Annotated in this window: 19 protein-coding genes and 2 riboswitches; of the genes, 18 read left to right on the top strand and 1 reads right to left on the bottom strand. The window is 47.2% G+C overall.

Going from position 1 to position 22,870, the window contains the following annotated elements:
* The first annotated feature begins 82 nt into the window (after nucleotides 1-82).
* Nucleotides 83-166, top strand: a riboswitch (cyclic di-GMP riboswitch).
* Between the two features lie 84 nt (nucleotides 167-250).
* The 3 genes from ACFQ03_RS06175 (at nucleotide 251) to ACFQ03_RS06165 (ending at nucleotide 4,557) form a co-directional block, all read left to right on the top strand.
* Entirely contained in the window at nucleotides 251-472 is a 222-nt protein-coding gene (locus ACFQ03_RS06175) for a hypothetical protein (RefSeq protein WP_144936288.1), read from the top strand.
* Nucleotides 473-947: 475 nt separating this feature from the next.
* Complete coding sequence (locus tag ACFQ03_RS06170) at nucleotides 948-2,141, top strand: beta-ketoacyl synthase N-terminal-like domain-containing protein (RefSeq protein WP_191964309.1); 1,194 nt, start codon at nucleotides 948-950, stop codon at nucleotides 2,139-2,141.
* Nucleotides 2,142-2,145: 4 nt separating this feature from the next.
* The gene (locus ACFQ03_RS06165) at nucleotides 2,146-4,557 is read left to right on the top strand and encodes a putative bifunctional diguanylate cyclase/phosphodiesterase (RefSeq protein WP_186328335.1); all 2,412 of its coding nucleotides are present in this window, start codon (nucleotides 2,146-2,148) and stop codon (nucleotides 4,555-4,557) included.
* 77 nt (nucleotides 4,558-4,634) lie between these two features.
* Here ACFQ03_RS06165 and ACFQ03_RS06160 read toward each other — a convergent pair whose 3' ends face one another.
* The gene (locus ACFQ03_RS06160; protein WP_144936295.1) at nucleotides 4,635-4,817 is read right to left on the bottom strand and encodes a hypothetical protein; all 183 of its coding nucleotides are present in this window, start codon (nucleotides 4,815-4,817) and stop codon (nucleotides 4,635-4,637) included.
* A gap of 208 nt (nucleotides 4,818-5,025) precedes the next feature.
* Nucleotides 5,026-5,108: riboswitch (cyclic di-GMP riboswitch) on the top strand.
* A 413-nt stretch (nucleotides 5,109-5,521) separates the two neighbouring features.
* Between ACFQ03_RS06160 and ACFQ03_RS06155 the strand changes: the two genes are divergently transcribed.
* From ACFQ03_RS06155 to ACFQ03_RS06085, 15 genes are all read left to right on the top strand, one after another.
* Nucleotides 5,522-5,914, top strand: a complete 393-nt coding sequence (locus ACFQ03_RS06155) for a hypothetical protein (RefSeq protein ID WP_144936298.1) — start codon at nucleotides 5,522-5,524, stop codon at nucleotides 5,912-5,914.
* An 888-nt stretch (nucleotides 5,915-6,802) separates the two neighbouring features.
* Nucleotides 6,803-8,620, top strand: coding sequence for a polysaccharide biosynthesis protein (locus tag ACFQ03_RS06150; RefSeq protein ID WP_144936301.1), 1,818 nt, complete (start codon nucleotides 6,803-6,805; stop codon nucleotides 8,618-8,620).
* 14 nt (nucleotides 8,621-8,634) lie between these two features.
* Nucleotides 8,635-9,393, top strand: a complete 759-nt coding sequence (locus ACFQ03_RS06145; protein WP_379286812.1) for a YveK family protein — start codon at nucleotides 8,635-8,637, stop codon at nucleotides 9,391-9,393.
* Complete coding sequence (locus tag ACFQ03_RS06140; protein WP_150959487.1) at nucleotides 9,368-10,060, top strand: CpsD/CapB family tyrosine-protein kinase; 693 nt, start codon at nucleotides 9,368-9,370, stop codon at nucleotides 10,058-10,060. Before ACFQ03_RS06145 ends, ACFQ03_RS06140 begins: the two co-directional genes overlap by 26 nt.
* A 388-nt stretch (nucleotides 10,061-10,448) precedes the next feature.
* A complete protein-coding gene (locus ACFQ03_RS06135) occupies nucleotides 10,449-11,696 on the top strand; it encodes a lipopolysaccharide biosynthesis protein (protein ID WP_150959488.1) in 1,248 nt (415 codons plus the stop codon).
* On the top strand, nucleotides 11,693-13,171 hold the full coding sequence (locus ACFQ03_RS06130; protein ID WP_379286809.1) for an asparagine synthase-related protein: 1,479 nt from the start codon (nucleotides 11,693-11,695) through the stop codon (nucleotides 13,169-13,171). The genes ACFQ03_RS06135 and ACFQ03_RS06130 overlap by 4 nt, the downstream gene beginning before the upstream one ends.
* 4 nt (nucleotides 13,172-13,175) lie before the next feature.
* Nucleotides 13,176-14,312 carry a glycosyltransferase gene (locus tag ACFQ03_RS06125; protein WP_379286807.1) on the top strand — a complete coding sequence of 379 codons (1,137 nt, stop codon included), beginning with the start codon at nucleotides 13,176-13,178 and terminating at the stop codon, nucleotides 14,310-14,312.
* Between the two features lie 61 nt (nucleotides 14,313-14,373).
* The gene (locus tag ACFQ03_RS06120) at nucleotides 14,374-15,606 is read left to right on the top strand and encodes a glycosyltransferase (protein WP_186328336.1); all 1,233 of its coding nucleotides are present in this window, start codon (nucleotides 14,374-14,376) and stop codon (nucleotides 15,604-15,606) included.
* 2 nt (nucleotides 15,607-15,608) lie between these two features.
* Nucleotides 15,609-16,628, top strand: a complete 1,020-nt coding sequence (locus ACFQ03_RS06115) for an NAD-dependent epimerase (RefSeq protein WP_144936322.1) — start codon at nucleotides 15,609-15,611, stop codon at nucleotides 16,626-16,628.
* Between the two features lie 35 nt (nucleotides 16,629-16,663).
* On the top strand, nucleotides 16,664-17,857 hold the full coding sequence (locus tag ACFQ03_RS06110) for a glycosyltransferase family 4 protein (RefSeq protein ID WP_150959493.1): 1,194 nt from the start codon (nucleotides 16,664-16,666) through the stop codon (nucleotides 17,855-17,857).
* A complete protein-coding gene (locus ACFQ03_RS06105; protein WP_144936328.1) occupies nucleotides 17,850-19,130 on the top strand; it encodes a nucleotide sugar dehydrogenase in 1,281 nt (426 codons plus the stop codon). Before ACFQ03_RS06110 ends, ACFQ03_RS06105 begins: the two co-directional genes overlap by 8 nt.
* 42 nt (nucleotides 19,131-19,172) lie before the next feature.
* Nucleotides 19,173-19,775, top strand: a complete 603-nt coding sequence (locus tag ACFQ03_RS06100; protein WP_144936331.1) for a sugar transferase — start codon at nucleotides 19,173-19,175, stop codon at nucleotides 19,773-19,775.
* Nucleotides 19,776-19,779: 4 nt separating this feature from the next.
* Complete coding sequence (locus ACFQ03_RS06095) at nucleotides 19,780-20,457, top strand: acetyltransferase (RefSeq protein WP_186328337.1); 678 nt, start codon at nucleotides 19,780-19,782, stop codon at nucleotides 20,455-20,457.
* Nucleotides 20,454-21,614, top strand: coding sequence for a DegT/DnrJ/EryC1/StrS family aminotransferase (locus tag ACFQ03_RS06090; RefSeq protein ID WP_144936337.1), 1,161 nt, complete (start codon nucleotides 20,454-20,456; stop codon nucleotides 21,612-21,614). The genes ACFQ03_RS06095 and ACFQ03_RS06090 overlap by 4 nt, the downstream gene beginning before the upstream one ends.
* Before the next feature lie 38 nt (nucleotides 21,615-21,652).
* Nucleotides 21,653-22,864, top strand: a complete 1,212-nt coding sequence (locus ACFQ03_RS06085; RefSeq protein ID WP_379286803.1) for a hypothetical protein — start codon at nucleotides 21,653-21,655, stop codon at nucleotides 22,862-22,864.
* Nucleotides 22,865-22,870: the final 6 nt, after the last annotated feature.

Below are 22,870 nucleotides of genomic sequence, written 5' to 3'. Positions count from 1 at the left end.
GGTTTTCAAAACTGGAAATCATTATATAATAGAGGTAGATTATTAAAAATATTAACAACATCAAGGATTACCGACCTGAAAAATTGTATAGGGGAGCGTTGAAGTCTATTCCTTATGTGGGCACTTGGGATAGATGGAGCTAGTAGTGCAACCGACCATCTTTCATTTTAATTGAGAGGTGGTTTTGTGTTTTTTTTGGCCCCTATCTAAACCGTGAGGCTGAAAATATGACTATTCGGAAGGTGATTTTTTGAATCGGTACATTAAGAACGATAGTGATTTTGTACTGGCGCTCATAACCAAACAGCGTGTCTCTATCTGGGATAAGGATCATCTGATCGATTCCGGAGGCGAGGTGGAGTGGGTGACGGCCAATACCGTGAAAATTAACAGCCGGGCATATCCTAGAGAGTTCTATCAATTTAGACTGGATTTTTCAAAATGTTCGCAGGATAAAAAAGGATTATTATAAGTTATGTAGAATATCTTCTATATTATGTAATAGCTGCTTCATCTATATTATCTAATAACTGCAGTAAATCAGGATGGTCATCATCGGTTATGCGAATCCGTATGGCTTCGGGGATTGACGATCTGCTTCCATATTCCTTTCTTTGAAGACCTTTACATAGCCTGGAGGAACTATGAAGCCAATTCCGCCGGAACAATGTAACGGGTTGCGAGCAATGAATGGCTGGCGGATTGACATGCTCTGACAGAAATCATCAGGCGGGGAGCATTGGGAAGATTCCGATACGGACCAGATGGACGCTGCAAGCTTTGATCCGATGATTGTGTTAACTGAATAGGTTTACTTCCGTAATCAAAGTTTCGGTATATAGAGAAAGAGCCTAATCCGGTGTACAGCTCTTATATCAGGATATAAGCCCTAATAATCAATAGTTTATTCGCAGCAGCACTTCAATTAAACGCGGAGGTTAATGGCATTGGATCGAGTTGTTATAACGGGCTATGGATTAAAAGCTCCTGGTATTGGTAATAAAATTCATTTCAGGGATATATTAGAGAACGGGGTTTGTACACAACAGCTCGTTTCCGGCTTGGGACCTAATGGATCTGACATCATTTGCGGCAGAATTGATGATGAGCTGATTTCACTTCCCGATCGCAAATATCGATATTATCCTCGTGTGGCCCGAATGGCCATTGCCGCCTCGGAGGAGGCTGCCGAAATGGCCGGGCTCAAGGGAGATGAGCAGCAAGCGGGCATTATCATGGGAACATCCGTCGGGGGATTGAAGGAGATTGAGGAATACGCGCTTATCAGCGGCAGTCGGCAGTACCGGAAGTTTCCGATCTCCGGCGCCGGAGCCGGCAACCCGCACAGCATTACGGCTGCGATCTCCCAGCACTTGGGTATAAAGGGCCAAGCCTTCACCCTGAGCACTGGCTGTACCGCCGGAGTCGATGCGATGATGATGGGGAAGCTGCTTCTGGAGAGCGGGCAGTGCGAAATCTGCATTGTCGGCGGATCGGACGCGCCAATTACGGTTGGCAGCGTATACAGTTTCATGAGATTAGGCGCTATGTCACGAGAGACCGATATTTCCAGTGCCGGAGTGCCCTTCTCCCTGAGGAGCGACGGTTTTGTCGTCTCTGAAGCAGCGGCGGTTCTGGTTATGGAGCTGGAGAGCCGCGCCAAGAGGCGGGGAGCCCGAATATACGGAGTGCTGACGGGAATTCATAGCAACAATGATGGCCTATCCATCTTCGAGTCGGATACGACAGGACAGAATATGATCGCTGCGATGAAGGGAGCCGTTGGAGGTATTCAACCGACCTATGTGAATAGTCAAGCTCTGGGAATGAAAGTTAACGACCAGGTGGAGGCCATTACGCATCGCGCTCTGTTCGGCTCATCGGTTCCGATTACTTCTATTAAAGGAAATATCGGACACTCCTTCGCCTCGATCGGCAGCCTGCAAGTCATATCGGCTCTTCTATCCATGGAGTACGGATTTATACCGCCAACGATCAAGACAGAGGGGGATGGCTACGAAGACCTTCCCATCGTGAAGTCGGTCCGGTATGAAACAGTGAATCATGTAGCGATAACAACTCATGGGTACGGCGGGAACAACACATGTCTTCTACTGTCTAATTCTCAAGGAGCGAATTAAGCGGATGCTTTTTATTACAATGATCGCTTTTGCTGTCGTACCGCTATTTCTCGGTGTGGCTACAGTATTTACATTCAGGAAAACCCGATTAGCCAGAGGGTTCTTCATTTTTATGCTGTTTATCAGCGTCTGGCAGTTGGATGTGGCCATTCTATATGGATATGAATGGTGGACCCCGGAACAAATCGACAGGTTGTTCCGGTTTTTTCGCTTTGGTTTTATTATGCTGGGGCCGGCTTCCTTATATATAGCCCACATTGTTTATCATGATCTGGAAGGGCCCAAGACTGTCAAACGCCGTTTCGGCAGATTAGTCGAACATTTGGTAAGCATCCGGTTTATATTGATCTATTATGCGTTTTCTTTTATTGTCTATCTGCTGGGCTGGAGTTCCAAGGGAATCGAGAAGCTTTATTATGTGGAGCATCCGCAAAATGCCAAATATTTATACCCGATCTACGGTGAGTTCCAATTTCTGATCGCGGTAGTTCTTGTAATCTTTTTGTGCAGCTTGATCCTTTGTCTCGTTATCAGCCGTTCCGTAATCAATCGTCATATGCGCTTTTTCTTCCTGGTCTTCTGCGTTGTCTCCTTCCTGGCAGGAATAGTAGGAGTCTTTAACCTGGCAGAGGACAAGGGATTGTATCCGAGCGGGATTGCGGTGATGATATTCTCCATTACGATCTTCGCCGTCTATAACCGGATGAACGCAAATACGATACAGGATATGAATACGGAATTACTAGGGCAGAAGGAATTTCTGCGCAAGATGATCGATATGAATCCCAACTATATTTATGCGAAGGATTCGCAGGGAAATTTCTCCCTGGCTAATCTGGCCATGGCCCGCTTGTATGGCAAAAGTCCGGACGAACTGATCGGCTGCAATGAGAGGGAGTTGTCCGCCATTAGCGGCTCTTCCTCTTTCGGTATCTGGGATCGCGACCGCCGGCTTCTGGAAGGAATGGAGGAAACCGTCGGCCTGGAGGAGAAGTTTGTAGACGCGCAAGGTCATTTAAAATGGGTCCGGGTCTCCAAGATGCCGATCCATACCAGCGGGGGCAAGCAGCTTCTCTGTATCGCAACGGATATAACAGACTACAAGAGATACCAAGAGCAAATTATAAATCTGGCGTATCATGATTCATTGACCGGGCTGCCTAACCGGCTGCTGTATAACAATCGGTTGGCAGAAGCGATCACCACCTCGGAGCCGGGGCGGCTCGCGGTGATGTTCCTCGATCTGGACCGGTTCAAGCTGATCAACGATACGTTCAACCATACTACGGGGGACCTGCTCCTTAAGCTTGTAGCCGAACGGCTGCAGAAGTGTCTGCGGCCATCGGATACCGTATCGCGGCGTGGAGGGGATGAATTCAATATTATATTGAAGGATGCCACCCGGGAGGATGCTATACAAATTGCCAATGCCATTCTAAATGTATTCGATAAGCCTTATTGGCTGGACGGTCTTGAGCTTTATGTCTCAACCAGCATAGGGATAAGCATATACCCGGAGGACGGGGATGATGTCGAAACGCTGATTCGAAATGCGGATACCGCGATGTACCGCGCTAAGGAAAAGGGGAAAAATCATTATCAGTTCTATACGCCGGATATGAACGAAACGAACATGAGGAGAGTGCTGCTCGAGAAGGAAATGCATAAAGCATTGGAGAAAGGGGGATTCGAGTCGTGTATGGTGGTCTATCAGCCGCAGGTAAATGTCGCCACCGGTTTACTGACGGGAGTGGAAGCACTTCTGCGGTGGGATCATCGGGAATTAGGAATTATTTCTCCTTCTGAATTCATCCCGATCGCGGAGGAAAGCGGGCTGATTGTTCCGTTAGGGAAGTGGGCGCTGCGAATGGCTTGTTTGCAAAATGTAGCCTGGCGGAAAGCCGGTTACCTGCCTGTTCGGGTATCCGTTAATTTGTCCCCCCGCCAATTCCGGGATGAACGATTGATGGGGATGATTGAAGAGGTGCTGGAGGAGACAGGTATGGATCCTGCGTGCCTCGAGCTGGAAATAACGGAAAATATGGCGGTGCAGGGTGCCGACTACTTCGTGCGCAAACTGGCGGAGCTGAGAAGTCTCGGGGTGCAGCTTTCCATTGATGATTTCGGGACAGGCTATTCGTCCCTCAGCTATCTTAATAAGCTGCCTGTGCATAAGCTTAAGATTGACCGGTCGTTCATCCGGGATCTGAACACAAGTGTTGAGAATGCTGAAATCATTACCAGCATCATATCCATGGCCCATAAATTGAACCTTAAGGTAATAGCCGAAGGTGTGGAAACCGAAGAGCAGTTGAATTGGCTGGCGGGGAATGGCTGTGACGAAATCCAGGGATTTCTGATCAGCCGGCCTTTGCAGGCCGCCCAGCTGGAACGGAAGGGGATGTTAAGGCGCTGAGCGCGCCATCCCCTTGCCGAGTTTCCATAAGGAAAGCAATGCAGATGCAGTCGTCTGGTCCTATATAAGGAGCCGGATCAGATGACTGCTTGGTCGGAAGAATGCTGATACGTATCGGAGCTGGCCACTTCCTCCCTGGTGATTCGGTCCACAACCCGGTAATTCCAGCCCAGGAAGTTGAGAAGCGCCTTTTTGTGATTGCTTTCCATCATCGTGATCCACATTCCACGGTTGGTATGGCCCACTGTTAGCTTTTGCAATACATATCTCTTCACTTTGGATCACCGCTCCATCTCTGTAATGATAATGCCTTGACCATCCTAAGTATATGACAGCTTGATAGAAGAGTATGTCACGCAAAAAAAGTTAAAATTTTTAATTAAATTCCTCATAATTCGACAAAAATTGTTTCCGATTTGCTATATAATGGAGACAACTGTTAAAATAATGTATAACTTAATATCCTTTACCTGATTGGGAGTTTTGAAGTCTATTCTGTATCTGGGCACTTGGAATAGATGGAGCTAGTAGTGCAACCGACCATCTTTTGTCATATATCATGACGAAAGATGGTTTTTTGTTTCAAAGGGGCAAACAAGCTTTAGTTCGTATGTCCTTGAAGCATGGGGAAAGGAATTAAGTAGAAGGTTTGGAACGCCTTTATCATCGGATTTCAACTCCTGTGGTAATTCATTCATAAATTGTATAAGGAATCTGAGGATTAACTTAAGATGGGACGTCCGAACCTGGCGTGAAGTATTAATTAGCCGCTGCTTAATCAAGAATGAACCGATCCCTTAGGCTGCTGCCGTTCTCTATAAAGAGAGCGGATCGCTTATCCCGGCTGTACATAGGGCAGAAAATTTAGAGCGAGACCGGCAGACAGGGCAACGGGTTGTGAAATCAAGCAGGCAGGCATAGCTTCATCCGCAGTAAAAGGACAAAAGGAACAGAAGGTGAGATGATGAATAGAAAGTGTACCATCCCGGGGTGTGACAAGCCGTTGAAGGCGAGAGGGCTATGCTCTATGCATCACCAGAGATGGTGGAGAAATGGCGATCCGTTAGTGCTGAAACAGCAAATCATGAAGATTTGCAAAGTGAAGGACTGCGGGGAGCCGGCCAAATGCAAAGGCTATTGTTCTGTACATTATGCCAGATGGAGAAAGCATGGCGATCCGAATCATGTGCGTGAAGTTATCCGTATATGTACGGTCGAGAACTGCGGCAAAAAACATCGGGCCAGAGGTCTATGCGCTTCCCATTACCAAATCTGGGCCAGGAACAGAGACCTGCTTAAATCAGGAGACAGCAATAAAATCAATTTTCGGAAATTGCTTTATCGAAACATGCCTTAGAGGCATGTTTTTTTGTTTGGAAACGCTGCTGAATGTCTGGTCCCCGAATAGCATCCGGGATAGGAATCTAACAATTGGGCTCCATTTTGTGGGATTATGTTGGCTGCGAAGACGTCTTTGAGAAGACTTATGTAAAGTTCTTATTAATTTAATAAGATTACTCAACAATTTTCTACATGGATTTAAGACAACGCAGTCACAGGTTTTCAACAAAAAACGTGACTAACGCTCTACGATTTATGGATTTTTCGATTAATTATTGATGGGATCACATCCTAGTTTATGCCAGCGGAACTAATTTCTATCGGAGCTACTATAGTCTGTTTGTAGCTTGTGAGCTTTTTGTTCCCTATGTATAATCTTGGCAAATAACGCAGTTGTTAGCTTTCCGGTCAAGATAATAAGTCGAATCGGATAGCATAATCCCGGATAAGCCGACATCCGTTGACAAGAGACAACAAGGCAGGGAGGCCATCCCGGTTAATCTATTTGTAGAGAATTAACGGTATGGACAGGGGCAATTCTGTGAGTAAGCTCCTTGAGAAAGCCCTTCCTTCGGGGATGAATGCCGCTTGAAGAGATTGTTGTGAAATCGCATTCGGCAGCAGCTTTGTAAGGATATCACGGGGAATCTCTTGTTGGAACACAACTTCGATCCGTCTGCGGCGGCGACGAGCGGCATGTCCGACGACTGCCGGTTAGTAGTATGAACCGGGAGAATGGTTGCGGAATGAAAAATTTCATTCAGGACACTAATAGGGTCCTAAGAATCAACTTTAGGAGATTAAGACGAATTTTGCGGCATGTCTGTTTCTTGTTGTCGGTTTTGGTTAATAACAACACTGCAGGATCTTCTTTATGAAAAAGCTCCTAAGGAGGGATTAGGGATTGAGTTATTCAAAAAGATTGATACTGCTGATGGGTATCGATTCTGTCATCGTCATCTTCGCGATTTACGTAAGCAATTATGTGGCGTCATCTTCCTTCAGCCCATTCTCCTACACACTGGCGGTTAGCGCAGCAACTTTGTTTACATGCCATCATTTGTTTGCCTATAGGTACAAGCTGTACAAAAAGGTGTGGAGATACGCAAGCGTCATGGAGCTGCTCTCGATTTTCAAAGCGGTTACTTTCTCTGCAGCGATCACGATGCTGGTTCAGGGACTGCTGGCCGGACAAATTTACTGGAAGATCATGCTCATTACTTGGATGATGCACATGATCCTGATCGGCGGACTTCGCTTCTCCTGGAGGATGTACCGCGACAAATTTGTCCATAGAATAGGCAACCGCAAGCGAACCTTGATTGTCGGAGCCGGTTCCGCCGGGACGCTGGTAGCCAGACAGCTGATGCAGAACCCGGATGTGGAGCTCTATCCGCTGGCATTCATCGATGACGATGAGACGAAGCATCGGTTCGAGATTGCAGGCTTGCCGGTGCTTGGCGGGCGGGACAAAATCAGGGAAACGGTGGACAAGCTCTCCATTACGAATATCGTTATCGCCATACCGTCATTGAAGAAGAGAGAATTGAACGAAATCGTTCAGGAATGCAGCCGGACTGGCGCCAAGGTACAGATTATTCCTATGTTCGAGGATTTGGTAGAGGGCAAGGTATCCGTCAATGAGATGCGCGATGTTCAAGTCGAGGATTTGCTGGGCAGGGATCCGGTAGAGCTGGATACGGAATCGATCCGTAAATATATTACGGGCAGCACGGTTCTCGTTACCGGGGCCGGGGGCTCGATCGGCTCCGAGATTTGCCGGCAGCTTGCGGTTTTCTCTCCAAGAAAGCTGATTCTGCTCGGACACGGCGAGAACAGCATCTATACGATTGAGATGGAGCTGCGCTCCATTGTGGGAGATTCGATAGAGTTAATTACCGAAATTGCCGACATTCAGGATCGGGCCAAGATGTTCAGAATCATGAGGATGCACAAGCCGAGGGTTGTGTTCCATGCGGCGGCGCATAAGCATGTTCCGTTAATGGAACGGAATCCCGAAGAATCGATCAAGAACAATATTATAGGCACGAAAAACACGGCGGAGGCCAGTCATGAGGCAGGGGTGGAAACCTTCGTCATGATCTCCACGGATAAAGCCGTCAATCCGACCAGCGTCATGGGAGCGTCCAAACGGATTGCCGAAATGATCATTCAAGAGCTGGATGGCCGCAGCCGTACCCGGTTCGTGGCGGTCCGTTTCGGCAATGTGCTGGGAAGCCGCGGGAGCGTCATTCCCCTCTTCAAGGAACAAATTCGCAAGGGAGGTCCTGTAACCGTTACTCATCCCGATATGGTCCGGTACTTTATGACCATTCCCGAAGCCAGCCGTCTCGTCCTGCAGGCCGGAGCACTCGCCCGGGGAGGGGAGATTTTCGTCCTGGACATGGGGAAACCGGTGAAAATCGTCGACCTCGCAACGAATCTGATCAAGCTGTCGGGCTATGATCTGGACGAGATCGGCATCCAGTTCAGCGGGATGCGCCCGGGGGAGAAGCTGTTTGAAGAGCTTCTTAACGAGAATGAAGTTCATGAGGAGCAGGTCCATCCCAAGATCTATATCGGCAAAGCTACTTTGAGCGATGAGATGGCGGAGATTACCGAGATTCTGCAGCATTATGAGAAGTGGGACCGGCTGGTGATTCAGGATAGGCTGCTGCAGTTGGCCAATCGAAAGCAAACCAAGAAACTAATTGTGGTGTAAGGGAAAGGAGCAACATGGAACTAGAGATCCGCGATTACATTCGGGTAATTGGCAAACGAATCTGGTGGCTTGTCGGGATAGTCTTGTTGGCTACGATCATTACCGGAGTGGTCAGCTACTTCTTTCTGAAGCCGGTGTATCAGGCTTCCACCAAAATAATTGTGAATAAAACGAATTCATCCGCTTCCTTGGAGCAATTGGGACTAAGCGAAATCAATTTCCATATCAAGATTATCGATACCTACAAAGAAATTATTAAATCTCCCTATATTATGGAGATAGTCGCGAAGGAACAGGAACAGCTTGGAGTGACGGCTGGGGAGTTGATCCGCAGAGTGAAGGTCAGCTCGGTCAACAACACCCAGGTGATGACTGTATCGATTACAGACGGTTCCCACGAAAGAGCGGTTCAACTGGTGAATGCGATTTCTCACGTCTTCGAAAGGGAAATTGTGAATCTTATGTCCGTAGACAATGTTTCCATTCTGAGTGAAGCCAAGCCGCAGAGTCATCCGTCTCCTATCAAGCCTAACGTGAAAATGAATATTGCCATCAGCTTCGTCGTTTCGCTAATGGCGGCCCTAGGGCTGATATTCCTTCTTGAATACCTCGATGACCGGATCCGGACAGAAAAAGATGTTCACCATCATCTGGGTCTGCCGGTACTGTCTATCATCAATAAAATGAAACCGGAAGATGTTGTTAATGTGGCTTCTTCCGCCATTCCCAAACAGGCAGGTGAGCCGCATGTCACGCTTGGACAGCAAGAATAGACCGATTATAGCCGATATCAACAAGAAGTCACCGATTTCCGAAGCCTATCGGACGCTGAGAACGAATATCGATTTTTCGTCGATCGATCATCAAATTCAAGTCATCATGGTTACCTCGCCTGGGCCAGGAGAGGGGAAATCGACGACGACGGCCAATCTGGCCACAGTGTATGCACAGGCTGAGAAGAAAGTATTGGTCATCGATGCGGATTTACGCAAGCCGACGATGCACCAGACCTTCGTCAAGACCAATCGATGGGGATTAACGAGCGTATTGGCCGGGCAGTCCCCGTTCGCCAAAGTGATTGCGAAAACGCATATAGATAATCTGGATCTGCTCACCTCCGGGCCGGTTCCGCCCAATCCGTCGGAGATGCTCTCCTCCAAGAGATTGAGCGCACTTCTCGAGGAGCTTCGCACCCAATACGATGTCATTCTGATGGATACTCCTCCCGTATTGGTTGTGACGGACGCCCAACTGATTGCCGCCAAAAGCGACGGGGTCCTGATGGTCATCGATTCGGGGAAGGTTAAGAGGGAATCCGCACTGAAAGCCAAGGCAAGCCTTGAGTTGGTGCAGGCCAGAATGCTGGGAGTCGTTCTGAACAACGTCGATCAGCGCCGCAATGAGGACAGCTATTATTACTACTACGGGACCCAAGAGTAGCTGAACCAGTTGGAATGAGGCCTACTGCCCGTAAAATACCAAGTATTCGCATATCTTTAATAATAATTTTTTTAATAAAAAATAACCGTTTCGACATAAAGGCGATTTCGCGGTTTTCAGCTGCGAAGGCCAAGGAAACAGGTAAAGTCTGCTGCACCTCTATCACTGCAGGCACTCGGTCATGCTGTGGGCGCCCGGCGCCTTAGACGTAAATCGTCGAGGGTATGATGTGAGGAAGGGTTGAATGCCCTATGTCAGCATGAACCAATTAACGTTAAAAACAGCATCAAACGGTTTTGGTTCTGCTTTTAACGTTAATTCTTACACAACAAAAGGCAGTTTCAGGTTTTATCATCTATACAAAATAATTGACGAAAAGGGATAAGAAATGGGCAAAAAAATATCATTGAAGAGAAATTTCAAATGGATGTTTGCGGCAAATCTCCTATACGCTTTTTTGCAGTGGCTGATGCTGATCATCATGGCGAAGCTGGGTAACGAAGAGCTTGTCGGCTACTATACATTAGCTCTTGCGGCCACCACTCCCATTATGCTGTTTTTCAGCTTTCAATTACGGGGGATTCAAGCTACAGATGCCAGGGATGATTACCAATTCAGAGACTATTTTTCCTTAAGAGTTATCGGAGTTTTCCTGGCTCTGCTTGTCTGCATAGCGGTTTCATTCTTAAGCGATTATTCCTTCGAAGCGAAAATCATTATATTTCTAATTGCCATAAGCAAGATGATCGAAGGAATCAGCGATGTCATCTATGGTTTGCTGCAAAGACACGAAGTGATGAATAAAGTGGCCGTGTCCATGATTTCCAGAGGGGCGATAAGTTTATTACTGTTCGTTCTCTTTTATTGGGTTACTCGCAATTTTTATCTGGCGATTCTAGGTTTTGTCCTGGGTTGGCTTCTCGTCATGCTGTTTTATGATTTTCCTAATGCCATGAAGTATATCGACAAACCCTATTTGACGTTTAATTACAACAAGCTATGGCGGCTGTTTCTTCTGGCCCTGCCTTTGGGTGCCATCATGATGATGGGAGCGTTGAGCACGAATATTCCAAGATATTTTATTGAGAATTATTTAAGCATAGAACAATTGGGGATATTCGGGGCGATTTCCTACATTTTGGTTGGGGCAGCGAGGTTTACGACAGCGATCTCCCAGACGGTAAGTCCGCGTTTAGCCAAATATTACGCAAGCGGGAATAAGGGAGCTTTCGTCAAACTATTGGCGCTCGTGCTGCTGGTCAATGGTGCTCTGGGAATGGTTGGGCTTGCCGCGGCAGTTCTGTTTGGCGAACCCATATTGACGCTAGTCTATACGGAAAGCTATGCGGTATATTCGGATTTATTTGTATGGGTAATGCTTATTTCTCTATTTTCTTTTCTGGGAAGCGCGTTGGGAGTCGGGGCCACGTCTATGAGGATTTTTACTTCACAGGTCCCCATTCACATTACGAAGCTGGTTGTCACGATTATTTGCTCCGTATGGCTGATCGAAGATTACGGATTGAATGGAGCTGCATGGACTTTGGCTGTTGCCGCTTTTGTTTCCATGGTCTTTTACACCACGTTGATTCATAAAGGCTTGAAAAATATCCGACAAGTTGAGGTAGGAATATGAAAAAACTGATGGATGGGCAAATTTTAATGCAGAATAATGTGGGCGGATTGTACCCATATATGTTTAAGAAAGAGGATGGGATCTATTACTCGGATCAATGCCAGTCTGCCGTCAGCCTACTATCGGAAGAAGAAAGAGTAATAGACGAGGCATCAGTCTACTCTATGCTATGTTACGGGTATATTTGCGGCGAGCGTACCTTGATCCGGAACTTGTTTCGCTTGCCTTGGCTAACCGAATTTCACTCCTCCGGAGAGATTGTTCATCACAGCGTAGAGCCGTATAATCAGGAAGAAAGTCCGCCGAAGGAAATCGCCAAACAATTAATCGCAGCTTTATCTAAGGAAATTAGGGAGCAGTGCCAAAATTATGATCATATCTATCTCTTATTAAGCGGCGGGATGGATAGCCGTGTTGTAGCCGCCATTCTTAGGCAATTGGAGAAAAACGGGGAAATTCAGGGCCGCATTCATGCGGTGACTTGGGGGAAGAACAATAGCCGGGATGTTGTGTATGCGCAAAAAATTAGCGAGCTGTTCCAATGGGAGTGGCATTATGCGGAATTGAACGAAAGCTATCTCCTTTCCAATTTTGAATTGGCCGCTGTGAAGCTTGGCGCGGAAATCAGCCCTGCCCATTTGCATCGTTTTAATTGGTTCGAGCGATTGGGGAAGGACAGCATCGTTCTGGCCGGCAGTTATGGAGATAGTATCGGGAGAGCCGAGTATTCATCGGTTCACGCTTCCAGGCTGAAGCCGCATTGCCCCAGAGAAAGATACAGTCTGCTGAACACGGAGCTTCTTAATGACGTCGATGCAGAGCTTAAGGAAGAGCTGGCCCAATTTAGAGCAAGATATAAGGAAGCTTCTTACGAGCAGCTTAACGAATACGAGATGCAGGCACATTATTTGCGAAGAATGCTGGGCAATGCGGCCAACCTGATCATGAATTGGACCCATTTCTATCAAGCTTTTACCGCCAAAGAAGTTTTTACTTTAATGTGGAAATATAGACACACCGTGCGTAATGACCAAATATATTTCGAGCTGCTGCAAATGATCGAGCCCAAATTGTTAGATCTCGCCTGGGCCCGTACGGGAAATAAATACGGGGGAGATGGCGAAGGAGACACCTTGTCCAAGAAGCATCATGATTACGGGTTATGGCTGAGGAGGCATTGCTCGGATTTCATGGAAGAACATCTGTTTAATCAACAAATGCACAAATTAAACTTGTTTGATATGAAGCAGTTGGCTTTTATGTACAAGGAATGGAGAAAAGAACCCGCGGCCATCCATTCCAAGCTGGGCGACCGTCTTAGCTGGATTACGGTCTTATCGTTGTTCGTCAACCATTACGGACTTCAGAGCCGCAGCCAGCGGGTGAAGAGGAGTATAATCGATATTCCCAAATTGAAGGCCAAAATTTATGAGAAAACCTATCGAATAGGGAAGAGTATCCAATATAAGGCGTGATAATGTGGCAAACAACCAAATAAACATTCTTCATATTTTCAGTAAAATGAACCGGGGAGGAGCCGAGCTGAGGACGATCGATCTGCTGGACAAAATCGACCTAGATGCTTACTCCTTTTATTTTTGCGCCTTAAGCGGTCAACGCGGCGAGCTGGATGATCTCATTGCCGGCATGGGCGGACAAATGACCTACTGTAAATTTAGAAGCATCACTTTTCCTTACAGGTTTATCAAACTGTTGAAACAACATCGCATTCATGTCGTCCATTCCAACATGTACTATTTCTCCGGATTAATATTAATGTTGGCGAAAATCGCCGGAATTAAAGTAAGAATCGCTCATTTCAGAACGACGGATAGCGGCAAAAAGGGAGGCAGGCTGCAGCGGTACAAGTACAATCTGATGAAGTCCTTGATCAATCGTTATGCGACGATAATCCTGGGCGTGAGCAGATCCTCTATAGTATCCAGCATGGGCAAGGATATAGTAAACGACAAGCGGACAGAGGTTATCTATAATGGCATCGACTTGAACAAAATTAATGGGCCGGTGGATGAGGAAAAATCGTTGAGAAGTAAGTACCGCCTAGGGGAAGACAGTAAAATCGTTATTCATATCGGGAGATTGGTGGAAGCGAAAAACCACATTAAATTAATTAAAGTATTCAAAGAAATGGTGCGAAAGGGGGATTATTATTTATTCTTGGTTGGCAAGGAAAATGAACCGACAGCCGGTCTGATAAGGGAGAAAATAGAAGAGTATGCGATCCGGGACAGAGTCTTCTTTCTGGGAGTTCAGAGTAATGTATACGAATTATTGCAGCAAGCCGATCTGATGATTTACCCTTCAATCCGTGAAGGGCTTCCCGGTGCGGTTCTCGAAGCATTGGCTTGCGGGGTTCCGGTATTGGGCAGCAGCATTGATCCTATAGTGGAATTGGCCTCTTACTTTAAAGTTCTTAAGTATCTGCCTTTAGAGGCAAATGACGAGCTGTGGGCATCCGAAGCGGTCGGGTTAATAGGAGAAAGTGAGAGAATGTCTTTCAAAGATCATGCTTATGAAGAGTTTCGGAATACTCCCTTTACCATCGACAAAGCCGCTGAGCAATATGTTCAACTAATGGATAAGGCCATGAAATGATCTTGCTGCCGGTAAATTTATGATCGGATAAATGTGTCATAAGAGGGTGGTTAACATAAAGGTGCTTTTTGTTCATTCGCATACTTTCCAATATGATGATGAGGGTGTCGTTTATTCCGACGGCAAATTGCCCTATGAGGTCTGGCGAAGATACCTTAACCATTTCGACGAGCTTGTCGTTGTGGGAAGGGGGAGGAAAATCAAAGACAATAAAATATTAAAGGAAGCGAACGTATCCAGCGGTCATCGCGTTAAGCATATTTTCCTGCCTTCTTTGACGGACATCAAGCGGAGAATTCGCAACAAGGCAATTGTAGTTAATCGTATGGAGGAAATAATCAGTGAAGTGGATGCGGTCATCGCCAGAATGCCGAGCGAGTATTCCGAGATCGCCATTCGAATTGCAGCCAGGAACAAGAAGATGTACGGGGTAGAGCTGGTGGGGGACGTTTTCAACTCGTTATGGAATCATGGGCATATTTTCGGAAAGCTGTTGGCCCCGATCAGTATGCTGAAGAACAAAAAAATAGTGAAGCAAGCCCCCTTCGTGCTATACGTCACCCAGAAGCAGCTGCAGGAAATCTACCCCAATACAACAGGAAGGCAAGTCGGCTGTTCTAATGTAGAGATCCCAAGTGTCGATGAGGCAGTTCTTCTGCAGAGATTGGAGAGAATTAACGCTACTACGGCCGGCAAGAAAATTCGAATCGGTCTCATCGGCTCCTATGCGTCGAAATATAAAGGAATCGATACGGCCATCCGAGCTCTGGATATCATCCGTCAATCCGGGCATAACGCGGAATTGAGAGTGTTAGGGAATGGCGATCCTGCCCGTTATATAAAATTGGCCAAAGAACTTTATCTGGAGGATAAAGTTTTTTTTGATGGGTCGCTGCCGGGGGGAGGCCCCGTACTGAGATGGTTGGATGAAATAGACCTCTATATTCAGCCCAGCAAGACCGAGGGGCTGCCCAGATCCTTAGTGGAGGCTATGAGCAGAGGCTGTCCATCCGTGGCTTCCAGTGTAGGGGGGATTCCCGAATTGCTGCCTCCGGAGCATCTTCATCCGGCTGGGGATTACAGACAGTTGGCGGGCAAACTGCTTCATTTGTTGAAGGATCAAACTTCCATGGCGGAAGCTGCCCGAAGAAATTTCGCCCACGCCTCCCAATATTCCTCCCCTTATTTGAACAAAATCAGGGATGAATTCTGGCATGAATTTGCGGCAGCGGTCAGAACCGGGAGAGATAGAGTAGAGACAATATCAAAAATGGATGAATTCGAGGTGCTGTAAGGATGAGCAAAAAAATAATGGTAACGGGAGCAGCCGGTTTCATAGGCTTTCATTTGTCCAAGAAGCTACTGCAAAACAACGATCAGGTTATCGGAGTCGACAATCTCAATGACTATTATGATGTTCAGCTAAAGAGAGACCGTCTGGAACAGTTGGAGAAGAGCAGCTCGTTTATCTTCCATCAGGAATCGTTGGAGAATCGGGAAGCGATTCAAGCTGTTTTCGAACGGCATCAACCGGAATTGGTCGTCAATCTTGCCGCCCAGGCGGGAGTGCGCTACAGTCTAACGAACCCTTATGCCTATATCGATTCCAATATTGCAGGCTTCATGAATATACTGGAAGCCTGTCGCCACAATAACGTAAAGCATCTGATCTATGCCTCCTCCAGCTCCGTCTACGGGGCCAATACGAAGATGCCCTTCTCGGTTCACCAGAATGTGGACCACCCGCTAAGCTTATATGCGGCTACCAAGAAGGCCAATGAATTAATGGCCCATACCTATAGCCATCTATATGGATTACCGACCACCGGTTTAAGATTTTTTACCGTGTACGGTCCTTGGGGGCGCCCGGATATGGCGCTCTTTTTGTTTACGAAAGCGATTATAGCCGGAGAACCTATTAAAATATTCAACCATGGAAAAATGAGAAGGGATTTCACTTATATCGATGATATCGTGGAAGGAATATTCAGACTGACCCGGAGACAGCCGGAACCGAACTCCGCTTGGTCAGGGGATCATCCAGACCCCGGTACAAGCTATGCTCCGTACAGGTTATACAATATCGGGAACAATCAGCCTGTAGAGCTGCTCAGATTTATAGCAGTGCTCGAGGAGAAGATCGGGCTCACGGCCAAGAAAGAGTTCCTGCCCCTGCAGGACGGAGATGTTCCGGCAACGTTTGCCGATGTGGACGACCTGATGCGGGATGTCGGTTTTAAACCGGGAACGAGTATCGAAGACGGAATCGGCAGGTTTGTAGATTGGTATAAGCAATATTACCAAATAAGCTCCTGATGTATTGGCGCCAGGGGAGACAGGGGGGTGACACGATGAAAATTAAAGTGGTCCATGCAGTGACCATCTCACAAAGCCTGAATTTAATGAAGAGCCAAATCGGTTATTTAAAAGAGCGGGGCTATGAAATGACTTTGGTATCTTCGCCCGGAGAAGAACTGGAAGCGGCGGCCCAAGAAGGGACGCTTACTTATGAAGTGCCTATGGAGAGGGAGATTTCGCTTCGCCGGGACATCCTCTCGCTGCTGCGGTTAATCCGATTTTATCGGCGCTATAAACCGGCCATCTCTAATGTCGGCACCCCGAAAGCCGGCTTGCTGGCGGGAATGGCCGCTTTCTTGACCAGGGTTCCGTGCCGGATCTATACGTTGAGAGGGCTTCGGCTGGAAACGACAAGCGGCTTTAAAAGAAAAGTACTCCTATTCATGGAGAAAATAGCTTGTCTATGCGCACATAGGGTCATCTGCATAAGTGAGAGCTTGAAAGAACGTGCGATAGAATTAAAGCTTGCGCCCCGGGCCAAAACGATAGTTCTGGGGCATGGCAGCAGCAACGGGATTCAAGTCAGCAAATTCGAAGCATGCCGGCACAGCGAAGAAGCGGATAATCTGAGACGGAAGTACGGCCTGAAAGATTGCTTCGTGTTAGGTTACATAGGCCGAATTACGCGGGATAAGGGGATAGTTGAGCTCATAGATGCCTTTCTCCAGGTTCATAAATCCCGGCCCGAAGCAAGACTATTATTGGCAGGAACGTATGATAATGCCGCAGCTCTGCCGGAGAAGACAGTCAAAGCGATCGAACAGGAGCCATCCATCATCTATGTAGGCCGCGTCAATAATCCCGCGCCTTACTATTATTTGATGGATGTTTTTATTTTTCCCACTTATCGCGAAGGATTCGGGAATGTTTCGCTCGAAGCCGCCGCATGCCGAAGGCCGGTAATAACGACTAACGCCACCGGTGCAAGAGATACGGTGGCGGATAACGAGACAGGAATCATCGTTCCTGTGCGGAATGCCGATGAGCTGGCCATGGCCATTCATCGATTGGCTGATGAGCCGGAAACCCGCCAAAGAATGGGGGAAGCCGGATATGAGAGGGTTAAGACCTGCTTCCGGTCAGAGATCATCTGGGAAGGGCTGGATCAGCTCTATCAATCCATGTTGGCCGGCTTAAATCAAAATCAAGTCAATATTTCTAAATTAGGGAGAGAGAAGAATGGATAGGACTATTGGAGTTGTAGGACTAGGTTATGTTGGTTTGCCTGTTGCAGTAGCTTTCGGAGAATCTTATCCAACGATCGGATTCGATATTAATGAAGGAAGAATCGCCGCTTTACAATCGCATAATGACTATACCGGGGAGGTTTCCTCGGAAGAGCTTAAGAACAGCAAAATTCAATTTACCGCGGATGAGACGAAATTAAGAGAGTGCGATTTTATTATCGTGGCGGTTCCTACACCTATTGATGATTCGAAGCAGCCTGATTTCCGCCCGTTAATCAGCGCATCGGAGCTGGTTGGCCGGAATATGCAGCCGAATACGATCGTCGTCTATGAATCCACGGTTTATCCGGGGGCAACGGAAGAAATATGCATCCCTGTCCTGGAGAAGCATTCGGGTTTAACCGCGGGTAAGGATTTCTATGTGGGCTATTCTCCGGAGAGGATCAATCCGGGAGACAAGGAGCATACCTTTAAGAAAATTACCAAGGTAGTATCCGGTCAGAATGAGGAAGCCTCGAATATCATTGCCGATGTTTACGGATCGGTAGTGGAGGCCGGAGTCTTCAAGGCTTCCACCATTAAAGTGGCGGAAGCGGCCAAGGTGATAGAAAATACTCAACGCGATTTGAATATCGCACTTATGAATGAATTATCCATTATTTTCGATAGACTGGGGATCAACACGTCGGAGGTTCTTCAGGCCGCCGGGACGAAATGGAACTTTCTGAAGTTTACCCCGGGACTGGTGGGCGGACATTGCATCGGGGTCGATCCGTATTATTTGACGCATAAAGCCGATGCCGTAGGCTATCATCCGCAGGTGATTCTGGCCGGACGAAGAATTAATGACGGAATGGGCCAATTCATTGCCACCTCCCTGGTGAAGCAGATGATCCTGAAAGGAAATCCGATCCAGGGATCGCGTGTAACGGTGCTCGGCCTTACCTTCAAAGAAAATGTGCCGGATTTGCGGAATTCGAAGGTTATCGATATAATCCGGGAGCTGCAGCAGTTCGGGGTAGATGTTCAAGTATCCGATGCCCGCGCCGAGGCGGAAGACGCTTACCGGATTTATGGAATAGAGCTGGTTCCCTTCGAACAGCTGCGCAAAGCGAATGCGGTCATTCTGGCGGTGCCTCACCAAGAGTACAAAGATTTGGGATGGGACGGGTTGAAAAAATGCCTCTACGGCGAATCCGGGGTATTCGTGGACGTCAAATCGGCTTTGGATGCTTCACAGGCTCCTGCTCATATTTCTTATTGGAATTTATAGTTTCACTATCGATAGTGATAATAAGGAATAGCGGTGATACGAATGTTTATCAAGAGGACTTTGGATTTGGCCATATCGATTGCGGCTCTCCTGGCGCTGTCCGTTCTGATGATCTTTATCGCTCTGTGCATTTACATCAGAATGGGTAGGCCAATTTTTTATACTCAAATTAGGGCCGGGCAAGGAGGCCAGCCGTTCAAGATCATTAAATTCCGAACGATGAGGAATGAAATGACGAAAGACGGGGTGAAGCTCACCAACGAAGAACGGGTCACCAAGCTGGGGAAAATCTTGCGCAAATACAGTCTGGATGAACTGCCGCAGCTTTTTAACATTATTAAAGGTGATATCAGTATCGTCGGTCCCCGTCCGCTCCTGATGGATTATGTACCGCTGTACAACGGGGAGCAGGCGAGAAGATTGGAGGTCAAGCCGGGTCTGACAGGCTGGGCTCAGGTGAACGGAAGGAATACCCTTACGTGGGAGGAGAAGTTTGCTCTTGACGTATGGTACGTTAACCACCAGTCTCTATGGCTGGATCTGAAAATAATCATACTTACTTTTGTCAAAGTGATTAAATCCGATGGCGTAAATCAAAGCAATGAAGTCATTGTGCAGAGATTTACGGGAAGCAAAGAGGTGTAGGCTGATGAATTTGCGCTCTCTCTATATTGTTGGGACAGGGGGATTGGGCAGAGGGATAGCGGAGCTGTTGAAATCGATCAATGCGTCGGATCCGAGGTGGATCATTGAAGGCTTTATTGATGACAACACCGGGACGGTCGGCCGGAAGGTCAACCATTTGTCCGTAAAGGGAACGACAGACCGTTTGCTGACGGTGGAGAAGCCGTCCGATGTAGTTCTGGCGATCGCGAATCCGGCGGTGAAGGAGAGACTCATCCGCAAGTTGAAGCTCAACCCCTATTTGAGTTTTCCCAATATCGTTCATCCACGAGTTGAGCTAAATGAATTCGTTGCGATGGGACAAGGAAATATCGTGACGGAGGGGGTCGTCTTCTCCGCGAATATTCAGATCGGAAGCTTTAATCTTATTCACTTCAATTCGACCATCGGTCATGATGTCGTAATGGAAGATTACTCTACTATTTATCCGGGGAATAACATTTCCGGCTATGTCAAGATTGAGAGCCGTGCAGTTATCGGCACCAATGCAGCAGTTCTGCCCTCGGTCCGGATCGGCAAGGATGCCATAATCGGGGCAGGCAGCGTTGTGTTAAAGGATGTAGAACAGGGAGCTACGGTAATAGGCTCCCCCGCTAAGCCGATAAACAAAATCAGTAACTCTATAAGGGGCGATAATTCATGAATACACGTATTCTTCTATCTCCTCCTCACATGGGAGGGTTCGAGCGTCAATTTGTCGGGGAAGCGTTCGACACGAACTGGATTGCTCCTCTAGGTCCTAATGTCGATGCATTCGAGCAGGAAATGGCCGCCTATGTGGGCAGCCGGGGGGCGGTAGCGCTCAGCTCGGGGACCGCCGCCATTCATCTGGCTCTCCGTTTGCTCGGAGTGGGGGAAGGCGATCTGGTGTTCTGCTCTTCCCTCACCTTCGTAGCCAGTGCCAATCCAATTGTATATCAAGGGGCCAAACCGGTCTTTATCGATTCGGAGCCGAACACCTGGAATATGTCTCCGGAGGCGTTGCGTAGAGCATTTGAAGATCATGCGGCCCAGGGAAAGCTTCCGAAGGCGGTTGTCATCGTCAATTTGTACGGTCAAAGCGCGGATTTCAAACCATTACTCCGCATCTGCAATGAATATGGGGTGCCTATCGTTGAAGATGCGGCGGAATCGCTGGGGGCGACTTACTACAGCAAGATGAGCGGAACACTAGGCAAGTTTGGGATCTTCTCCTTCAACGGCAATAAAATCATTACAACATCCGGAGGCGGCATGCTGGTCTCCGACGATCTGGCCGCTTTGGAGAAAGCCCGTTTCTGGGCAACCCAGGCCAGAGACCGGGCACGGCATTACCAGCATAGTGAAATGGGCTATAACTATCGTTTAAGCAACATTCTGGCAGGTGTGGGAAGAGGGCAATTGAAAGTGCTTGAAAATCGGATACAGCTGCGAAGAGACATCTTTAAGAGGTACTTCGAGGCACTGTCCCGAATAGACGGGGTGCAGTTTATGCCGGAGATGGATTTTGGCCGTTCCACCCGCTGGCTTACTGCCCTGACCGTGGACAAGAGGAGATGCGGGATATCTGCCGGGGAGCTGATTAATGTTCTGGCGGATAGGAATATAGAAACCAGGCCCGTGTGGAAGCCGCTGCACCTGCAGCCGTTGTTCGAGGGCTGCGCATTCTATCCCCATGAACCGGGATTCAGTGTGTCCGATCAATTATTTGAGAGAGGGATCTGCTTGCCTTCCGGCTCCAGCCTGACAACGGAGGATCAGATGCGGGTCATTAATCTGCTTAAAGCATGCTTGAACCGTACGGTCAAAGTAACGGGCTAACTATCCGGTATATTTGATGAGAAAGGAGGTGTCTTTTTTTGAATATATCACCAGCCGCAAGAATAACGACATGCAAAGTTTTTCCGTCTGTTTTACTTTACTTTCTAATCTCTTCCGCCATTACTTGCGTTGTCATTTTTAGGGTGGATGAATCGCTGGGGTTTTTGCTTTCAATCCTTCTAATGACAATCGCATCCATGTTATTAAACTGGGAATCCCGATCACACTTTTTAATGATTTCCATATGTTATTTCGGGTTAATTAAAATCTTGTTCTTTTTAACTTTGGATCCTATTACAGGCCCTGATGCCACAAGGTACTATGCACAAACTTTCCGATTCGGGGATTTAGATAGTTTCTTCACTGCCGTCGTGAATGATATTCAACGGAATGGTTTCTTCAATGCCACCTCTTATTCTCAGTATGGATTAGTGTACATGCCTTTTTACAGCCTATTAAATGCAGAGTCGCCGCAGGCCATAGCCATCCTTAATGGTGCTTTTATTATCATGGTCATTTATTTATGGGGCAAATTAGGATCGGAATTCATGCCGGATAATTCTAAGTATGCCAAAATGGTCGTGCCTCTTTTGTTTTTCAGTTCTTCTTTATCTTATTGGTCCTCGACTTTCTTGAAAGACTCGCTAAGTTTAATGCTAGGTGTTTGTGCCTGCTACTTTATGATAAGAAAGAAATATGTGAGATGTTTGCTGTTTGCTGCGTTGGCTATTGCTTTAAGACCGTATGCCGTTGCTTATATTTTTTGCTACTGGGTGTTTATAAAGCGGAAATATAAAACGGCGCTAGCGGCAACCCTGTTATCCCTCGCGTGGACGCTTAAAACCGCCGGTATCCTCGGCGTCATCAACGCGTTTCCGATGTCGGCCAGAATATTGATCAGTCCTAATCCGTTGTCGATGGAAAACTGGAGTAATTTCTTTCTTCCGACGATCGAATCATTTTTTACCGCTCTCATCCTGCTGTTTTCTGTTATCAATTTCTGTTTAAACAGAGACACTCGATCCACCTATTGCTTATTCGGGCTGACATTGCTGATCTACGCTTGCGTATTGACGCTTGTTGGCCATAGCAACCTTATGTATAGAGACATGGGGTATGAGTTTTTATCCGGGGGAGATGATATGTTCAGAAAAAAACTCCCTTTTATTTTAATTATTTACTCGGCAGGAGCTTATACCTTATCCACGTTTAGAATTAAGATCCAGTCAAATTTCCGGTTGAAGAAATAAACCTTG

It is taken from the genome of Paenibacillus residui (genome assembly GCF_042677205.1).
GTDB classification, from domain to species: Bacteria; Bacillota; Bacilli; order Paenibacillales; family NBRC-103111; genus Paenibacillus_L; species Paenibacillus_L residui.
This window is presented reverse-complemented; position numbering and strand designations above follow the sequence as displayed.

Excerpts from the sequence above, each read along its gene's own strand:
- ACFQ03_RS06165 (WP_186328335.1), top strand. The coding sequence starts at position 2,146 with ATGCTTTTTATTACAATGATCGCTTTTGCTGTCGTACCGCTATTTCTC.
- ACFQ03_RS06090 (WP_144936337.1), top strand. The coding sequence starts at position 20,454 with ATGAATACACGTATTCTTCTATCTCCTCCTCACATGGGAGGGTTCGAG.
- ACFQ03_RS06135 (WP_150959488.1), top strand. The coding sequence starts at position 10,449 with ATGGGCAAAAAAATATCATTGAAGAGAAATTTCAAATGGATGTTTGCG.
- ACFQ03_RS06130 (WP_379286809.1), top strand. The coding sequence starts at position 11,693 with ATGAAAAAACTGATGGATGGGCAAATTTTAATGCAGAATAATGTGGGC.
- ACFQ03_RS06140 (WP_150959487.1), top strand. The coding sequence starts at position 9,368 with ATGTCACGCTTGGACAGCAAGAATAGACCGATTATAGCCGATATCAAC.
- ACFQ03_RS06145 (WP_379286812.1), top strand. The coding sequence starts at position 8,635 with ATGGAACTAGAGATCCGCGATTACATTCGGGTAATTGGCAAACGAATC.
- ACFQ03_RS06095 (WP_186328337.1), top strand. The coding sequence starts at position 19,780 with ATGAATTTGCGCTCTCTCTATATTGTTGGGACAGGGGGATTGGGCAGA.
- ACFQ03_RS06155 (WP_144936298.1), top strand. The coding sequence starts at position 5,522 with ATGAATAGAAAGTGTACCATCCCGGGGTGTGACAAGCCGTTGAAGGCG.
- ACFQ03_RS06110 (WP_150959493.1), top strand. The coding sequence starts at position 16,664 with ATGAAAATTAAAGTGGTCCATGCAGTGACCATCTCACAAAGCCTGAAT.
- ACFQ03_RS06105 (WP_144936328.1), top strand. The coding sequence starts at position 17,850 with ATGGATAGGACTATTGGAGTTGTAGGACTAGGTTATGTTGGTTTGCCT.
- ACFQ03_RS06115 (WP_144936322.1), top strand. The coding sequence starts at position 15,609 with ATGAGCAAAAAAATAATGGTAACGGGAGCAGCCGGTTTCATAGGCTTT.
- ACFQ03_RS06100 (WP_144936331.1), top strand. The coding sequence starts at position 19,173 with ATGTTTATCAAGAGGACTTTGGATTTGGCCATATCGATTGCGGCTCTC.